Here is a 16,358-nt window from a genome sequence, read left to right on the forward strand (position 1 = left end):
AGGAGGGCGCCCGATGACCGAGAAGACGATCGCCGACTGGGAGGCGCTGGCCGAAAGGGAGCTGAAGGCCTCCCCCGATACGCTGACCTGGCAGACGCCGGAGGGCATCGCCGTCAAGCCGCTCTACACGGCCGCCGACCTTGAAGGCATCGACCACCTCGCCTCGCTGCCCGGCTTTGCGCCCTTCGTGCGCGGGCCGCGCGCGACCATGTATGCGGGGCGGCCGTGGACCATCCGGCAATATGCCGGCTTCTCCACCGCCGAGGCCTCGAACGCCTTCTACCGCAAGAATCTCGCCGCCGGCCAGCAGGGCGTGTCGGTCGCCTTCGACCTTGCCACCCATCGCGGCTATGACAGCGACCATCCGCGCGTCGTCGGCGATGTCGGCAAGGCGGGCGTCGCCATCGACAGCGTCGAGGACATGAAGATCCTGTTCGACGGCATCCCGCTCGAAAAGATCTCCGTGTCGATGACGATGAACGGCGCCGTCATCCCCATCCTCGCCAGCTTCATCGTGGCCGGCGAGGAACAGGGCGTCCCGCGCGAAAAGCTGTCGGGGACCATCCAGAACGACATCCTCAAGGAGTTCATGGTCCGCAACACCTATATCTACCCGCCAGCCCCCTCGATGCGGATCATCGCCGACATCATCGAATATACCGCGCGGCAGATGCCAAAGTTCAATTCCATCTCGATCTCCGGCTACCATATGCAGGAGGCCGGGGCGACGCTGGTGCAGGAACTGGCCTTCACGCTGGCGGACGGGCGCGAATATGTCCGCGCCGCGCTCGCCAAGGGGCTCGACGTCGACGATTTCGCCGGCCGCCTCTCCTTCTTCTTCGCCATCGGCATGAACTTCTTCATGGAGGCCGCCAAGCTGCGCGCGGCGCGCCTGCTGTGGACGCGCATCATGCAGGAATTCGAACCGAAGAAGCCGTCCTCGCTGATGCTGCGCACCCATTGCCAGACCTCCGGCGTCTCCCTGCAGGAGCAGGATCCCTACAACAACGTCATCCGCACCGCCTATGAGGCACTGTCGGCCGCCCTCGGCGGCACCCAGTCGCTGCACACCAATGCGCTGGACGAGGCGATCGCGCTGCCGACGGAGTTTTCCGCCCGCATCGCCCGCAACACCCAGCTCATCCTGCAGAACGAGACGGGCGTGACGAAGGTGGTCGATCCGCTCGCCGGCTCCTATTACGTCGAAAGCCTCACCAACGAGCTGGCGGAAAAGGCCTGGGCGCTGATCGAGGAGGTGGAGGCGATGGGCGGCATGACCAAGGCGGTCGACGCCGGCCTGCCGAAGCGGCTGATCGAGGAGGCGGCAACGCGCCGGCAGGCGGCGGTCGACAAGGGCGAGGAGGTGATCGTCGGCGTCAACAAGTTCCGCCTGGAGGACGAAGCGCCGATCGACACGCTGGAGATCGACAACACCGCCGTCCGCTCGTCGCAGATCAAGCGGCTCGAAGCGATCCGGCGCCGGCGGGATTCCGCCGCCGTTGCCGCCGCGCTCGCGCGCCTCGAGGAGACCGCCCGCACCGGTAAGGGCAATATCCTGGACGCGGCCGTCGACTGTGCCCGCGCCAGGGCCACCGTCGGCGAAATCTCCGATGCCCTGCGCGCGGTCTTCGGCAACCATGTCGCCGAGCCCAAGGTCGTCCGCAACATCTATGGCAAGGCCTATGAGGGCGAGCCGGAACTGTCGGTCCTGACGGAGCGTCTCGACGGCGTCGCCACGAAGCTCGGGCGCAAGCCGCGGGTGATGGTGGCCAAGCTCGGCCAGGACGGTCACGACCGCGGTGCCAAGGTCATCGCCTCGGCCTTCGGCGACCTCGGCTTCGATGTGCTGGCCGGGCCGCTGTTCCAGACGCCGGACGAGGCGGCCGCCATGGCCGCGGCGAAGGGCGTCGACGTCATCGGCGTCTCCTCGCTCGCCGCCGGCCACAAGACGCTGATGCCGCAGCTTGCCGAGGCCCTGAAGACAAAGGGCGGCGAGGACATCATCGTCGTCTGCGGCGGCGTCATCCCGCGGCAGGACTATTCCTATCTGATGGACAACGGCGTGGCCGCCGTCTTCGGCCCGGGCACCAACGTGCTCGATGCCGCCCGGACGGTGCTCGACCTGATCGAAGGCCGCCGCAGGAACCAGTGAGGTCAGCATGCTGAAACGCGTCAACCATATCGCCATCGCCGTCCCGGATCTGGCAGCGGCGGCCAGCCGCTACCGCGACCTCGGCGTTGCGACGACCGAGCCGCAGGACCTGCCGGAACACGGCGTGCGCATCGTCTTCGTGGAGTTCGAGAACACCAAGATCGAGCTTCTGGAGCCGCTGGGGCCGAATTCGCCCATCGCCGCCTTCCTGGAACGCCAGCCGGCGGGCGGCATCCACCACATCTGCTTCGACGTGGACGACATTTCGGCGGCCATCGGCACGGCAACGGAAAACGGCATCCGCCTGCTCGGCGGCGGCGAGCCGAAGATCGGCGCGCACGGCCATCCCGTCGTCTTCGCCCATCCCAAGGATTTCCAGGGCACGCTCGTCGAGTTCGAGGAGAACTGACGAAAGACCGCCCTACGCCACCGCCGCGCCCGCACTGCGCCGGAAGACGGCCGGGGACTTCCCGGTCCATTTGCGGAAGGCGCGGTAGAAGGCGCTCGGCTCGGAAAAGCCGAGGTCGGCGGCAAGCTGCGTGACGTTGGCATGGCCCTCCGCAAGGGCCTCCATGGCGAGCGCGCGGCGCAGGTCGTCCTTGATCTCCCGATAGGTCTGCCCCTCCAGCTTCAGCCGCCGCCGCAGGCTCGGCGCGGGGATGCGCATGCGCCCGGCCAGCTCCTCGAAGCCCGGCCAGGCCTGCGGCGCGAGGCCGCCGAGGCGCTTGCGGATGGCGGCCGACAGGCCCATGTCGTGCCGGTAGCGTACGAGGATGTTGCCCGGCGCGTGGCGGAGGAATTCCTTCAGCGCGCGCTCGTCGCGGATGGTCGGCAGGTTCAGGAACTCGGCATCGAAGACCAGCCGCGTCTCCGGCTGGTCGAAGCGCACCGGCGCGCCGAAGAACAGGCGGTAATCGGTGCCGGCCGGCGGCGCGCTGCAGCGGAAATCGACCCAGCGGATCGGCAGCCGCCGCCCGATCAGCCAGCAATTGACCCCGTGCACGATGATCCAGAAGGTGCGGTAGGCGAAGGCCGAGCGCGGCCCGCCCGCGTCCTTCAGCACGATCTGCGCCAGCCCCTCCTCGACGACCAGCGTGCCGTGCGGATCGTCGAGCACGATCCTCAGGAACCGCAGCGCCCGCCGCAGCGCATGTTCCAGCGTCGCCGTCGAGAGGATGGCCTGGCAGAGCAGCGCGAAGGAGCCGGCGCGCATGGGCCGCGCGCCCTCGCCGAAGAACTCGTCGTCCATGGTGCGGGCCACCGCATGCCAGAAGGCACCGTAGCGCTCGGCCGGGATGGGGCCGGTGATGACCGGCGGGAGGCCCGCTTCGGCGAGAAGCGGCGCGGCCTCCACCCCCTGCCGCCGCAGGCATTCGAGCGTGTCGTCCATGAAGCAGGGCGCGATCATGCGGCGTTCCATGCGGCCTGCCCTCCGTCCCTATGGCAAAAGCGATCACGAAATCTGAAACCTTCGGTCATTGCATACCATATTTCTCCGCCGCATCATCCCCTCTCGAAAGAAGGGGAGCCGGGCGGCATGGAGCCGGGGCGCCGCGCCTTCGCCGCCTGACAGGGCGGCCGGCGGGGCAGGAAGCCCGAACCGCCCGCCGGACACAGTCCGACATCATCACGACCGAATGCCTGGCGGGTGTCTTCACGCGCCGGATGGCGTTCTGCGCCGATCGTGGGCAGCGCAGCAAGGCCTCAACCATCGCCCGCAGCCAAACTGGGAGCGCATCCATGAAGAAAATCCTCTTGTCCTCGGTGGTCCTGACATCCCTGGCCCTGTCCGGCGGCAGTGCCTTCGCCGATATCGTCATCGGCGTCGCCGGCCCCATCACCGGCCCGAACGCCGCCTTCGGCGCGCAGTTCGTCAAGGGCGCGGAGCAGGCGGCCGCCAACATCAACGCGGCCGGCGGCGTGCTCGGCGAACAGGTGAAGATCGTGATCGGCGACGACGTCTCCGACCCCAAGCAGGGCATCTCGGTCGCCAACAAGTTCGTCGCCGACGGCATCCACTATGTCGTCGGCCATTTCAATTCCGGCGTGTCGATCCCCGCCTCGGAGGTCTATGCGGAAAACGGCGTGCTGCAGATGACGCCCGCCTCGACCAACCCGCAGTTCACCGAGCGGGGCCTGTGGAACACATTCCGCACCTGTGGGCGCGACGACCAGCAGGGCAGGGTGGCGGCGGCCTATATCGCGGCCAATTTCAGGGACGCGAAGATCGCCATCGTGCATGACAAGACGCCCTACGGCCAGGGCCTCGTCGACGTGGCCAAGCAGGAGCTGAACGGCGAGGGCATCACCGAGGTCCTCTACGAGGGCATTACCGGCGGCGAGAAGGATTTCTCCGCGCTGATCGCCAAGATGAAGGATGCCGGCGTCACGCTCATCTATTTCGGCGGCCTGCACACCGAGGCCGGGCTGATCATGCGCCAGTCGGCCGACCAGGGGCTGAAGGCGACGCTGTTCTCCGGCGACGGCATGGTCTCCAGCGAGCTGGCGCAGATCGCCGGCGACGCCGTCGTCGGCACGCTGAACACCTTCGCGCCCGACCCGCGCCGCAATCCGGCGGCAAAGGAGGTGGTCGAGGCCTTCCGCGCCGCCGGCTTCGAGCCGGAGGCCTATACGCTCTATTCCTACATCGCCGTGCAGATCGTCGCCGCCGCCATCGAGAAGACGGGCTCGGCCGAGGACGCGCAGAAGGTCGCCGAGACCATCAGGTCCGGCGGTCCCTGGGCGACGGCGCTGGGCGAGATCGGCTACGACGCCAAGGGCGACATCAACCGCCCCGACTATGTCATCTACGAATGGCGCAAGGGCGAGGACGGCAAGCCGACCTATTTCGAGAAATAGGACGCAGGCAGCGTCCGGGAACCGGACCGGCCGCGACGGGGAGACCTGCCGCGGCCATCTGCGTCACAGCGTCGGCAGCACCGCGCGGATATGGTCGGCGAAAGCGATCGTCGCGGGCGACGGGTCGCCGTCGGCGAAGGCGATCAGCATGCCGAGATGCGGCAGGTGCGGCAGCGGCGCGTTGAGGATGTGAAGGTCGGGCGGTACGGCCTCCTGCGTCATGACGCAGATCGCAAGGCCGGAGCGGGCAAGGCCGATGAGGCCGGCAAGGCTGTTGCTGGCATAGGAGATCTTGTAGCGCAGCCCCGCCCGCGCCATCGCCTCGCAGGCCGCGCGATGATCCATCGCATTGGAGGCCGGCAGGGCCAGCGGCACCGTATCGCCGAAATCATGCGCCTCCAGCGTCGGCTTGCTGCCGACCCAGACCAGCGGCTCGGTCCGCACGATATTGTCCACGTCGGCAAGATTGGGCGTCGAGACCAGCGCCAGGTCGACCTTGCGCGACGGCAGGAGGGCGCGCAATTCCGCGGTCGGGGCGGAGACCACCTTGATCTCGACATCCGGATAGCGCGTGCCGAAACTCTTCAGCAATATGGGAAAGAACGACAGGAGGTAGTCCTCCGGGCTGCCGAAGACGATGGAGCCGTGCAGGCCCTTTTCGGAAAACGCGGAAACGGCCTCGTCGTGCATCTTCAGGATGCGCTCGGCATAGGCGAGGAAGCGCTCGCCGCTTCCCGTCAGCCGCACGCCGCTGCCGCTGCGGTGCAAGAGGCTGTGCCCGAGCATCTCCTCCAGCCGCTGCATCTGCATCGTCACGGCCGATTGCGTGCGGCCGACCTGGACCGCCGTGGCGCTCAGCGAGCCGGAATGGGCGGCATTGACGAAGGTGATGAGCAGGCGAAGGTCCAGCGGTCCCAGCATATCAGTTTTCCTTATATCGGAATCCAAATACTATCAATTTTACAGAGACCCTGCCAGCCGGTATCGCTTTTGAAACGGCATCGGAGGCTCACATGTCACGCAATCAGGACCCCGCCTTCTGGGCGGCCGCACGCAAGCATCTCATCCGCTACGGCGGCAGCTTCGACCCTGCCATCATCGAGCGTGCCGAGGGCTGCTTCGTCTTCGATGCGGACGAGCGCCCCATCCTCGATTTCACCTCCGGCCAGATGAGCGCGCTCGTCGGCCATTCCCATCCGCACATCGTCGCCACCGTCCAGCGCCAGATGGGCGCGGTGGCGCACCTCTTCAGCGGCATGCTGTCTCGGCCCGTCGTGGACCTTGCCGCGCGGCTGGCGGCGCTGGCGCCGGGGCTCGACCGGGTCATGCTGCTGTCGACCGGCGCGGAATCCAACGAGGCAGCCATCCGCATGGCCAAGCTCGTCACCGGCAGGCACGAGATCGTCGCCTTCTCCAAGAGCTGGCACGGCATGACAGGCGCGGCGAGCTCGGCGACCTACAGCGCCGGCCGCAAGGGCTACGGCCCCGCCATGGTCGGCTCGCTCACCATCCCCGCGCCCAACACCTTCCGACCGCGCTTCCGCCATGCTGATGGCAGCCTCGACTGGAAGACCGAGCTCGACGACGCCTTCGGGCTGATCGACAGCCAGTCGGTCGGCAGCCTTGCCGCCTTCATCGCCGAGCCGATCCTGTCGAGCGGCGGCATGCTGGAACTGCCGCCCGGCTATCTGGCGGCGCTGAAGGAAAAGTGCCGCGAGCGCGGCATGCTGCTCATCCTCGACGAGGCCCAGACCGGCATCGGCCGCACGGGCACCATGTTCGCCTTCCAGCGCGACGGCTTGACGCCGGACATCCTGACGCTCTCCAAGACGATCGGCGCCGGCCTGCCTCTGGCGGCCGTCATGACGACGGCGGAGATCGAGGACATCGCCCATGAGAAGGGCTACCTCTTCTACACGACCCATGTCTCCGATCCGCTGCCGGCGGCCGTGGGCCTTGCCGTGCTCGACATCGTGGAGGAGGAACGGCTGGTCGCGCGCGCCGGCCGGCTCGGCAGCCGGCTGTTCGAGGGCCTGTCGCAGCTCAAGCAGCGCTTCGACTGCGTCGGCGACGTGCGCGGCCGCGGGCTGATGCTCGGCGTCGAGATCGTCAATCCGGACCGCAGCGCCGACCACGAGCTCGGCAGCCGCATCGCCGCCGAAGCCTTCCGCCGCGGGCTCAGCATGAACATCGTCAAGCTGCCCGGCATGGGCGGCGTGTTCCGCATCGCGCCGCCGCTGACGATTTCCGAGGAGGAGATCGACATGGGCCTTCGCATCATCGCCCAGTCCATCGAGGCGGCATCCGTCTCCGGTGCCCGCGCGCCGGGCATCGCGGCTGAATAGGGAGAACGAGCGGATGCACGACGCGAACCCTGCCGGCGAAAGCCTTTCCACCGGGCCGGCCGACGCCCCCGACACCATCCGCGTCCTCGTCGCCAAGCTCGGCCTCGACGGCCATGACCGGGGCGCCAAGGTGGTGGCGCGCATCCTGCGCGATGCGGGCATGGAGGTCGTCTATACCGGCCTCTACAAGACGCCGAAGGATGTCGTGCAGGCGGCGATCCAGGAGGACGTCGACGTCATCGGCGTCAGCCTGCTCTCCGGCTCGCATGTCCCGCTGTTCCGGGAGCTCGGCCGCTGTCTGCGCGAGGAGGGGGCGGGGCATATCCTCGTCGTCGCCGGCGGGGTCATTCCCGAGCAGGACTACCCCGCGCTGCTGGAGGGCGGCGTCGATGCCATCGTTCCCCAGGAGGCCCGTTCCGACCTGATCGTCACGACGATCACCGATCTCGTCACGGCGCGTGGCCGGATATGACGGTCGTCACCCATTCCGCAAGTCCGCGACGGGCGGCCTATGTCCCCTCGGCCGACCTGGTGAAGGACGTGCTGGCGGGCCGGGCCATCGCCATCGCGCGGATGATCTCGCGCGCGGAGGAGGGGTATCCGGAGGCCGCCGCGGCGCTGGCGGAACTCTACAGGCTCGGCGGCAAGGCCCATGTCATCGGCATTACCGGCGTTCCGGGAGCGGGCAAGTCGACCCTCGTTTCGGCGCTGATCAAGGCCTATGCCGCCGGCGGCCACAAGGTCGGCGTCATCGCCGTCGATCCGAGCAGCCCCTATTCCGGCGGGGCGATCCTCGGCGACCGCGTGCGCATGAGCGAGACGGCAGCGGCCGGCGGCGCCTTCGTGCGCAGCATGGCGACGCGCGGCCATCTCGGCGGGCTGACGCGGGCCACGCTCCAGGCGGTCGACGTGCTGGATGCGGCGGGCTACGACCCCGTCATCATCGAGACCGTGGGCGTCGGGCAGGACGAGGTGGAGGTGGTGACGGCCGCGCATACCGTCGTCGTGCTCTCGGCGCCGGGCCTTGGCGACGACATCCAGGCGATCAAGGCCGGCATTCTGGAAATCGCCGACATCCACGCCGTCAGCAAGTGCGACAAGCCGGAGGCCGCCGCGACGGTCTCGGCGCTGCGCGGCATGCTGGCGCTCGGCGGAGAGCGGCCCGGTTCCCGCCGGGCGCCGCCGGTCCTGCCGGTCAGCGCCGTCTCCGGCGAGCGCATCGGCGAACTGAAGGACGCCATCGGCGCGCATTGGGCGCATCTCAACGAGAGCGGCGAACGGGCCGAGCGCCAGCGCGCCATGGGCCGCACCCGCATCCTCGGAACGGCCCGGCATCTCTTTCAGCAGAAATTCCAGGAAGCACCCGAAACGCTCGAAAGGCAGATCCGGGCGGTGGCGGAACGGCGGATGGATCCCGCCGTCGCCGCGCGCGCCCTTCTGGGTTGGGAGGAAACACCATGAGCAACGCCCATCTCTTCTCCGCTTCCGCCATCGACGCCATCCGCGAAAGCCAGACGGAATGGGAGGAGGGCGCGCTTGCCGCCTTCCTGAAAAACCGGCCGGAGGAAAAGGACGTCTACGAGACGGAGAGCGGCATCCCGCTGAAGCGGATCTACACGGCCGCCGACGTCGCCGACATTCCAGCCGAGGAACTCGGCTTTCCCGGTGCCTATCCCTTCACCCGCGGCGTCTACCCGACGATGTATCGCGGCCGCCCCTGGACGATCCGCCAGGTCGCCGGCTTCGGCAATCCCGAGGCGACGAACCAGCGCTACAAATACATGATCCAGACCGGCCAGACCGGCCTTTCGACCGACTTCGACCTGCCGACCCTGCTGGGGCTCGATTCCGACGATCCGATGGCCTTCGGCGAAGTCGGCCGCGTCGGCGTCGCCATCGACACGATGGACGACATCGACCGCCTGTTCGACGGCATCGACCTGGAAAAGATCTCCGTCTCGCTGACGATCAACCCCTCGGCCTGGGTGGTCTATGCGATGTTCGTCGCCGTGGCGGAGCAGCGCGGTTGCGACCTTGCCAAGCTGACCGGCACCTTGCAGGCCGATCCGCTGAAGGAATATGTCGCCCAGAAGGAGTGGATCTATCCGGTCCGCCCGGCCGTGCGGCTGCTGCGCGACCTCATCATGTACAGCGCGAAGGCGACGCCGAAGATCAATCCCGTCAGCCTCAGCGGCTACCATCTCTCCGATGTCGGCGGCAATGCGCTGCAGGAGATCGCCTTCACCATGGCCTTCACCATCGCCTATTGCGAGGAGGTGACGAAGGCCGGCATGGATATCGACGATTTCGCCCCGCGCCTGTCCTTCTTCTTCATCAGCCACCAGGATTTCTTCGAGCAGATCTGCAAGTTCCGCGCCGCGCGCCGCGTCTATGCGAAGATCATGGCGGAACGCTTCAAGGCCGGGAAGCCGGAATCCATGCGCCTGCGCGTCCATGTGCAGACGGCGGCGATGAGCCTCACCAAGGTCGAGCACCACAACAACCTGATGCGCACCGCCATCCAGGCGCTCGGCGCGGTGCTCGGCGGCTGCCAGAGCATGCACACCAACGGCCTCGACGAGGCCTTCGCCATCCCCACCGAGGAGGCGATGAAGCTTGCCATCCGCACCCAGCAGATCATCCGCGAGGAGATCAACGTCACCTCGGTGATCGATCCGCTCGGCGGCTCCTATTTCATCGAGCGGCTGACCAGGGACATGGAGACCGAGATCTGGAAGATGCTCGACGAGGTGGAGGAACGCGGCGGCGCGGTCAAGCTGGTGGAAGAAGGCTGGTTCCAGCAGAAGCTCGCCGATTCCGCCTATGCCACCTTCAAGAAGATCGATTCCGGCGAGAAGATCTCGGTCGGCGTCAACAGGTTCGCCGACGAGGCGAGCAGCACCGCCGAAGTGCATATCCACCCCTATGACGAAGCATGTACGCAATTGCAGATCGACCGGCTCCAGGCGGTGCGGGCGAACCGGGACGATGCGCGCATCCGCACCCTCTTGGCCGAGCTTGCCGAGGAGGCACGCTCCGACGACACGAACCTCCTGCCCAAGACCATCGAACTGGTCAAGGCAAGGGCGACGCTCGGGGAGATCTGCGGCGCGCTGCGCGGCGTCTGGGGCGCCTATGCCGAACCGATGATCGTGTGAGGCGGGGCGATGAACGAGACTGTCCTTTCCACCCTCGAAGGGCCGATCGCCTGGATCACGCTCAACCGGCCGGAGCGGCTGAACGCCATGAACCGGCCGCTCGTCGACGGGCTGATCGCGGCGCTTTCAGCCGCCGAGGCGAACGACGACATCCGCGCCATCATCCTCCATGGCGCCGGCCGGGCCTTCTGCTCGGGCGACGACCTCAAGGACCTCGACGCGCAGACCGCATCCGAAGCCGAGACGCAGGACTGGGTGGAGGCCATCCAGGCCGTCACGCGCCACATCATGCGGTCGCGCAAGATCGTGATCGCCGCCGTGCATGGCTGGTGCGTCGGCGGCGCGCTGGAATGGGCGATCAACTGCGATTTCCGGCTCTTTGCCGAGAACACCCGCTGGTTCTTCCCCGAGGTCGGCTACGGCCTGTTCGTGACGGGCGGCGTGACCGCGCTCCTGACCAAGCAGGTCGGCCCGCAGGTCACCAAGGAACTGCTCATCCTCGGCGAACGCCACGATGCGCAAAAGGCGCTGGAGACCGGCATCGCCTGGAAGGTCGTGCCCGACGACACCTTGCTCGATGCGGCCCGGCAGTTCGCCCTTGCGATCGCCAGCCGTCCGGCGGGCGCGGTGGCGGATGTCAAGCGCGCCATCAATGACGGCTTTCACTCCTCCCTCGAAGACGCGATGGCGCAGGAGACGGCGGCAACGGTCCGCGGCTTCCTCTCTCCCGAGGCGCAGGCAAAGGCAAAAGGGTTCTGACCGTGTCCATCATTCCCGCCTTCTCGTCCCTTTCGCCCGTCCCGGGCCTTCACGACGACGAGATCGAAGAGCGTGTCCTGCCGAAGATCCTCGTCAGGCAGGCCGAGCGCTTCGGCTCCCGCCCCTTCCTCGACATCTGCGGCCGCACGGCGAGCTTCGAGGAGATGCTGGACCTCACCTGCCGGCTCTCCGGCGGCCTTCGCCGGCTGGGCGTCGGCCGCGCCGACCGGGTGGCGATGCTGCTGCCCAACTGCCTCGAACTGATCGTCACCTGGTTCGCCGTCTCCAGCCTCGGGGCGATCGAGGTGCCGAACAATCCGGGGCTGAAGGGCGAGCTGCTCTGCCACAATCTCAACAATTGCGGGGCGGAGGTGCTGGTCGCCGATGCGAATGCCCTGCCGGAACTCGCCATCGTGCAGGACCGGCTGCCGGCGCTCCGCACGCTCATCCTCGTCGGCGCCGATCCCGTAGAGGCGCGCGCGGCGGGGATCCGGATCGGCCGCATCCTGCGTTTCGAGGAATGCCTCGCATCGCCCGCCAGCCTCGACCTTTCGGCCGTGCACTACAGCGACCCGATGGCGATCCTCTACACGTCGGGCACGACGGGCCCGGCTAAGGGCGCGCTGATGTCGCACCACCATTGTTACGCCTGGGCGGCGGCGATGGCGGCCAATCTCGGCTACCGCACGGATGACAGCTACTTCTCCGCCCTGCCGCTGTTCCACACCGATGCGCAGATGTTCGGCGTCTACCTGCCGCTGATCTACGGCACCAGGGCAACGCTCGTCGACGGGTTCAGCGCCTCGCGCTTCTGGGCGCAGGTGCGCGACAGCGGCGCGACGGCGACGAACCTTCTCGGCGCCATGGCCGTCATCCTCCTGCGTGCGCCGCCGGAGGCCCGCGACGGCGACAATCCCGTGCGGGTCTGCCAGTGCATTCCCATGGTGCCGGACAAGGCGGCGTTCGAGAAACGCTTCGGCATGCGCCTCGTCACCGGCTACGGCCAGACGGAGACCAGCTTCGTGACGCTCGACACCGTCGACGACGCAAGGCCCGGCTCCTGCGGCAGGGCGCATCCCGACTGGGAGGTGGCCGTCGTCGACGACAGGGACCGGCCGCTGCCGCCCGGCAGCATCGGCGAGATCGTCTCGCGGCCCAGGAAGAGCTGGAGCATGTTCTCCGGCTATTACCGCGCCGAGGCCAAGACGGTCGAGACGCTGCGCAATCTCTGGTATCATTCGGGCGATGCCGGCGTGATGGACGCGGACGGCTGGCTCTACTTCAAGCACCGGCTGAACGAGGCGATCCGCCGCCGCGGCGAAAACATCTCCGCCTACGAGGTGGAGACGCTGGCCGAGCAGCACCCCGACATCGTCGAAAGCGCCGCCTTCGGCATCGCCTCCGAGTTCACCGAGGAGGACATCATGGTGGTGGCCTTCCGCCGCCCCGGATCGGCGCTCGATGCGGCCGGCCTGCTTGCGCATTTCAGGGCGAACGCACCGCGCCACATGGTGCCGCGCTATATCGAGATCACCGATGCGCCGCTGCCGCGCACGCCGACGGAAAAGGTGGCGCGCAGCGTGCTGCGCCAGCGCGGCCTCGGCCCGGCGACCTTCGACCGGGGATCGCGCTAGGCTGCGCGGCCCGGCGGGGCCGTGGAGACGCGGCGCCCCGCACACATTCGCTTGAAGAAGGGGGAACAAATTGCAGTCGTTTGCGTTCCAGCGTACACTACAGACGGGAGATTCGACACTCCCGGCTGACGACAGCAGGAGAGTTCCATGGGAACCGCCGGCAGCGACGTTTTCGATCTATTTTCAAAGGCTTACGCGAGCACTGCGCAAGAAGAGCTGAGCCTTCAGGAATACCTGTTGGCCTGCCGCGACGACAAGAGCATGTATGCCACCGCGCCCGAGCGCATGGTGGCGGCGATCGGCGCGCCGACGCTGATCGACACCAGCGCGGACGAGCGTCTCGGCCGCGTCTTCGCCAACCGCACCATCAAGATCTATCCCGCCTTCGCCGATTTCTTCGGCATGGAAGACACGATCGAACGCATCGTCGGCTACTTCCGCTACGCCGCCCAGGGACTGGAGGAGCGCAAGCAGATTCTCTACCTGCTCGGCCCCGTCGGGGGCGGCAAGTCCTCGCTCGCCGAACGCCTCAAGAAGCTGATGGAAGAGCAGCCGATCTATACGCTCGCCATCGACGGCAAGATCAGCCCGGTCTTCGAATCGCCGCTCGGCCTCTTTTCCCGCGACCGCATGGGCGAGCTGCTGGAGGACAAGTACGGCATCGCCCAGCGCCGGCTCACCGGCCTCATCTCGCCCTGGGCGACCAAGCGGCTGGACGAGATCGGCGGCGACATCTCCAGGTTCAGCGTCGTCAAGCTGATGCCCTCGCGCCTGCGCCAGATCGCCATCGCCAAGACGGAACCGGGCGACGAGACCAACCAGGACGTGTCCGCCCTCGTCGGCAAGGTGGATATCCGGCAGCTCGAAAATTTCAGCCAGGCCGATCCCGACGCCTATTCCTACAGCGGCGGCCTCAACCGCACGACGCAAGGGTTGCTCGAATTCGTCGAGATGTTCAAGGCGCCGATCAAGGTGCTGCATCCGCTTTTGACCGCCACCCAGGAAGGCAGCTACAACGGCACGGAGAATTTCGGCGCCTTCCCCTACCAGGGCATCGTGCTCGCCCATTCCAACGAATCCGAATGGCTGCAGTTCAAGCACAACAAGAACAACGAGGCCTTCCTCGACCGCATCCTCGTCGTCAAGGTGCCCTATTGCCTGCGCGTCACCGAGGAGCGGCAGATCTACGAAAAACTGCTGCGCGAGAGCGAGCTGGCCGACAGCCCCTGCGCGCCGGAAGTGCTGGAGAACCTCAGCCGCTTCACCGTCGCCACCCGCCTTTCCCCGCACGAGAACTCGCCGACCTACACGAAGATGCGGGTCTATGACGGCGAGAACCTGAAGGACACCGACCCCAAGGCGAAGTCCCTGCAGGAATACCGCGATGCCGCCGGCATCGACGAGGGCATGACGGGCGTCAGCACGCGCTTCGCCTTCAAGGTGCTGTCGGAGACCTTCAACTACGACACCAAGGAGGTCGCGGCCGATCCGGTCCACCTCATGTACATCCTGGAACAGGCGATCCGGCGCGAGCAGTTTCCGAAGGAGGTCGAGGCGAACTATATCGACTTCATCCGCTCCGAGCTTGCCGCCCGCTATGCCGAGTTCATCGGCCACGAGATCCAGAAGGCCTATCTGGAATCCTACAGCGAATACGGCCAGAACCTCTTCGACCGCTACATCGCCTATGCCGATGCCTGGCTCGAAGACCAGGACTTCAAGGACCCCGACACGGGCCAGATCCTCAACCGCGAGATCCTCGACAGCGAGCTGTCGCAGATCGAAAAGCCCGCCGGCATCGCCAATCCCAAGGACTTCCGCAACGAGGTGGTGAAGTTCACCCTGCGCGCCCGCGCCCGCAACAACGGGCGCAACCCCGCCTGGACGAGCTACGAGAAGCTGCGGGAAGTCATCGAGAAGCGAATGTTCGGCCAGGTCGAGGATCTTCTGCCCGTCATCAGCTTCGGCTCGAAGAAGGACAGCACGACCGAGAAGCAGCACGCCGAATTCGTCCAGCGCATGACGGCGCGCGGTTATACGGGCCGCCAGGTCCGCCGGCTCGTCGACTGGTACATGCGCGTCAACAAGGCCGGCTGACCATGCCGAAGCGGGGGACTGGCGCATGCCGAATTTCATCGATCGCCGGCTCAATCCCAAGGACCGGAGCCTCGGCAACCGCCAGCGTTTCCTCAAGCGCGTGCATGACGAGCTGAAGCGCACGATCCGCGACCAGGTGAAATCCGACAAGATCGCCGACGTGGACGCCGCCCATGGCGTACCGATCCCGCGTCGCGGCGCGGACGAGCCGAGCTTCCGCCATTCCGGCGCCAGCGGCGAGCGGCACCATGTGCTGCCCGGCAACCAGACCTTCTCGCCCGGCGACCGGATCCGCAAGCCCGAGACGGGCGCCGGCGGCGGGGGCAACGGACGCGGCCCCGGACGCGGCGAGGCGACGGACGACTTCCTCTTCATCCTGTCGCGGGAGGAGGTGCTGGACCTCTTCTTCGAGGACCTGGAGCTTCCCGACCTCGTGAAGCTCAACCTGCGGGAGACCGTCACCTACAAGCCGCATCGCGCCGGGCTGACGACGTCCGGCACCCCCACCAACATCAATGTCGGGCGCACCATGCGCAACAGCTTCGGGCGCCGCATGGCGCTGCGCCGCCCGAGCGAGCGGGAATGCCGGGTGCTTGCCGACGAGATCGCCGCGCTGGAAGGAGAGGAGCGGCTGTCGCTGTCGCAGCGCAACCGGCTCACGCAGTTGCGCCAGGAGCTGGAGGTGCTGGAACGCCGGCGCCGGCGCATCGCCTATGTCGATCCCGTCGACGTGCGGTTCAACCGCTTCGAGCGCCAGCCGCTGCCCAATGCGAGCGCGGTGATGTTCTGCCTGATGGACGTTTCCGCCTCGATGGGCGAACGCGAGAAGGACCTGGCAAAACGTTTCTTCGTGCTCCTGCACCTCTTCCTCAAGCGCCGCTACGAGCGCATCGACATCGTCTTCATCCGCCACACGGACGAGGCGCACGAGGTGGACGAGGAGACCTTCTTCTTCAGCAAGCAGAGCGGGGGAACGATCGTCTCGACCGCGCTGGAGGAGATGCAGCGCATCATCATGGACCGCTATCCCTCCAATCTCTGGAACATCTACGCCGCACAGGCCTCGGACGGCGACAATGCCAATGGCGATTCCGAGCGCTGCGCCTCGCTGCTGCGTGACGAGCTGATGAAACTCTGCCAGTACTATGCCTATGTGGAGATCATCGACGAGCGCGAAAGCGAGATCTTCGGCACCACCGACAACGGCACCTCGCTCTGGCGCGCCTATCGCACGGTCGACGGGGCGGTGCCGAACTTCCAGATGACGCGCATTTCCCGGCCCGCCGACATCTATCCCGTCTTCCGCAAGCTCTTCGCCCGGCACCAACCCCGCTCCGTGCGCGGCTGAGGGGGC

Annotated in this window: 13 protein-coding genes; 11 read left to right on the forward strand and 2 right to left on the reverse strand. The window is 67.1% G+C overall.

Going from position 1 to position 16,358, the window contains the following annotated elements:
• The first annotated feature begins 13 nt into the window (after positions 1-13).
• Together scpA and mce are read left to right on the forward strand one after the other, a co-directional pair.
• Positions 14-2,152, forward strand: a complete 2,139-nt coding sequence (gene scpA / locus EV665_RS14585; protein ID WP_133034623.1) for a methylmalonyl-CoA mutase — start codon at positions 14-16, stop codon at positions 2,150-2,152.
• Positions 2,153-2,159: 7 nt separating this feature from the next.
• Positions 2,160-2,561 (forward strand): methylmalonyl-CoA epimerase, encoded by a 402-nt coding sequence (gene mce, locus EV665_RS14590; protein ID WP_064333571.1) that lies wholly within the window; start codon positions 2,160-2,162, stop codon positions 2,559-2,561.
• 12 nt (positions 2,562-2,573) lie between these two features.
• Here the strand turns inward: mce and EV665_RS14595 are convergent, their stop codons facing one another.
• Positions 2,574-3,572 carry an AraC family transcriptional regulator gene (locus EV665_RS14595; protein ID WP_133034624.1) on the reverse strand — a complete coding sequence of 333 codons (999 nt, stop codon included), beginning with the start codon at positions 3,570-3,572 and terminating at the stop codon, positions 2,574-2,576.
• A gap of 320 nt (positions 3,573-3,892) precedes the next feature.
• On the opposite strand from EV665_RS14595, the gene EV665_RS14600 reads away from it, so the two are divergent.
• Positions 3,893-5,011 (forward strand): branched-chain amino acid ABC transporter substrate-binding protein, encoded by a 1,119-nt coding sequence (locus tag EV665_RS14600; protein ID WP_133034625.1) that lies wholly within the window; start codon positions 3,893-3,895, stop codon positions 5,009-5,011.
• A gap of 63 nt (positions 5,012-5,074) precedes the next feature.
• On the opposite strand, the gene EV665_RS14605 is transcribed toward EV665_RS14600, so the two are convergent.
• The gene (locus EV665_RS14605; RefSeq protein WP_133034626.1) at positions 5,075-5,932 is read right to left on the reverse strand and encodes a LysR family transcriptional regulator; all 858 of its coding nucleotides are present in this window, start codon (positions 5,930-5,932) and stop codon (positions 5,075-5,077) included.
• 92 nt (positions 5,933-6,024) lie between these two features.
• On the opposite strand from EV665_RS14605, the gene EV665_RS14610 reads away from it, so the two are divergent.
• The 8 genes from EV665_RS14610 to EV665_RS14645 all read left to right on the forward strand — a co-directional run bounded on the left by EV665_RS14610 (position 6,025) and on the right by EV665_RS14645 (position 16,352).
• Complete coding sequence (locus EV665_RS14610) at positions 6,025-7,356, forward strand: aspartate aminotransferase family protein (RefSeq protein ID WP_133034627.1); 1,332 nt, start codon at positions 6,025-6,027, stop codon at positions 7,354-7,356.
• A 13-nt stretch (positions 7,357-7,369) separates the two neighbouring features.
• The gene (locus tag EV665_RS14615; RefSeq protein ID WP_133034628.1) at positions 7,370-7,828 is read left to right on the forward strand and encodes a cobalamin B12-binding domain-containing protein; all 459 of its coding nucleotides are present in this window, start codon (positions 7,370-7,372) and stop codon (positions 7,826-7,828) included.
• Positions 7,825-8,817: a methylmalonyl Co-A mutase-associated GTPase MeaB gene (gene meaB / locus EV665_RS14620; RefSeq protein ID WP_133034629.1), complete on the forward strand. Its 993-nt coding sequence runs from the start codon at positions 7,825-7,827 to the stop codon at positions 8,815-8,817. The genes EV665_RS14615 and meaB overlap by 4 nt, the downstream gene beginning before the upstream one ends.
• Positions 8,814-10,514: a methylmalonyl-CoA mutase family protein gene (locus EV665_RS14625; protein WP_162853062.1), complete on the forward strand. Its 1,701-nt coding sequence runs from the start codon at positions 8,814-8,816 to the stop codon at positions 10,512-10,514. The genes meaB and EV665_RS14625 overlap by 4 nt, the downstream gene beginning before the upstream one ends.
• A 9-nt stretch (positions 10,515-10,523) precedes the next feature.
• Complete coding sequence (locus tag EV665_RS14630; RefSeq protein WP_133034630.1) at positions 10,524-11,273, forward strand: enoyl-CoA hydratase/isomerase family protein; 750 nt, start codon at positions 10,524-10,526, stop codon at positions 11,271-11,273.
• Positions 11,274-11,275: 2 nt separating this feature from the next.
• The gene (locus tag EV665_RS14635) at positions 11,276-12,907 is read left to right on the forward strand and encodes an AMP-binding protein (protein WP_245507720.1); all 1,632 of its coding nucleotides are present in this window, start codon (positions 11,276-11,278) and stop codon (positions 12,905-12,907) included.
• A gap of 147 nt (positions 12,908-13,054) precedes the next feature.
• Complete coding sequence (locus tag EV665_RS14640; protein ID WP_064333562.1) at positions 13,055-15,004, forward strand: PrkA family serine protein kinase; 1,950 nt, start codon at positions 13,055-13,057, stop codon at positions 15,002-15,004.
• Positions 15,005-15,029: 25 nt separating this feature from the next.
• Positions 15,030-16,352: a YeaH/YhbH family protein gene (locus EV665_RS14645; RefSeq protein WP_133034631.1), complete on the forward strand. Its 1,323-nt coding sequence runs from the start codon at positions 15,030-15,032 to the stop codon at positions 16,350-16,352.
• Positions 16,353-16,358 lie beyond the last annotated feature (6 nt).

Origin of the sequence: Shinella granuli, assembly GCF_004341885.1 — a bacterium.
Classification (GTDB): Bacteria; Pseudomonadota; Alphaproteobacteria; order Rhizobiales; family Rhizobiaceae; genus Shinella; species Shinella granuli.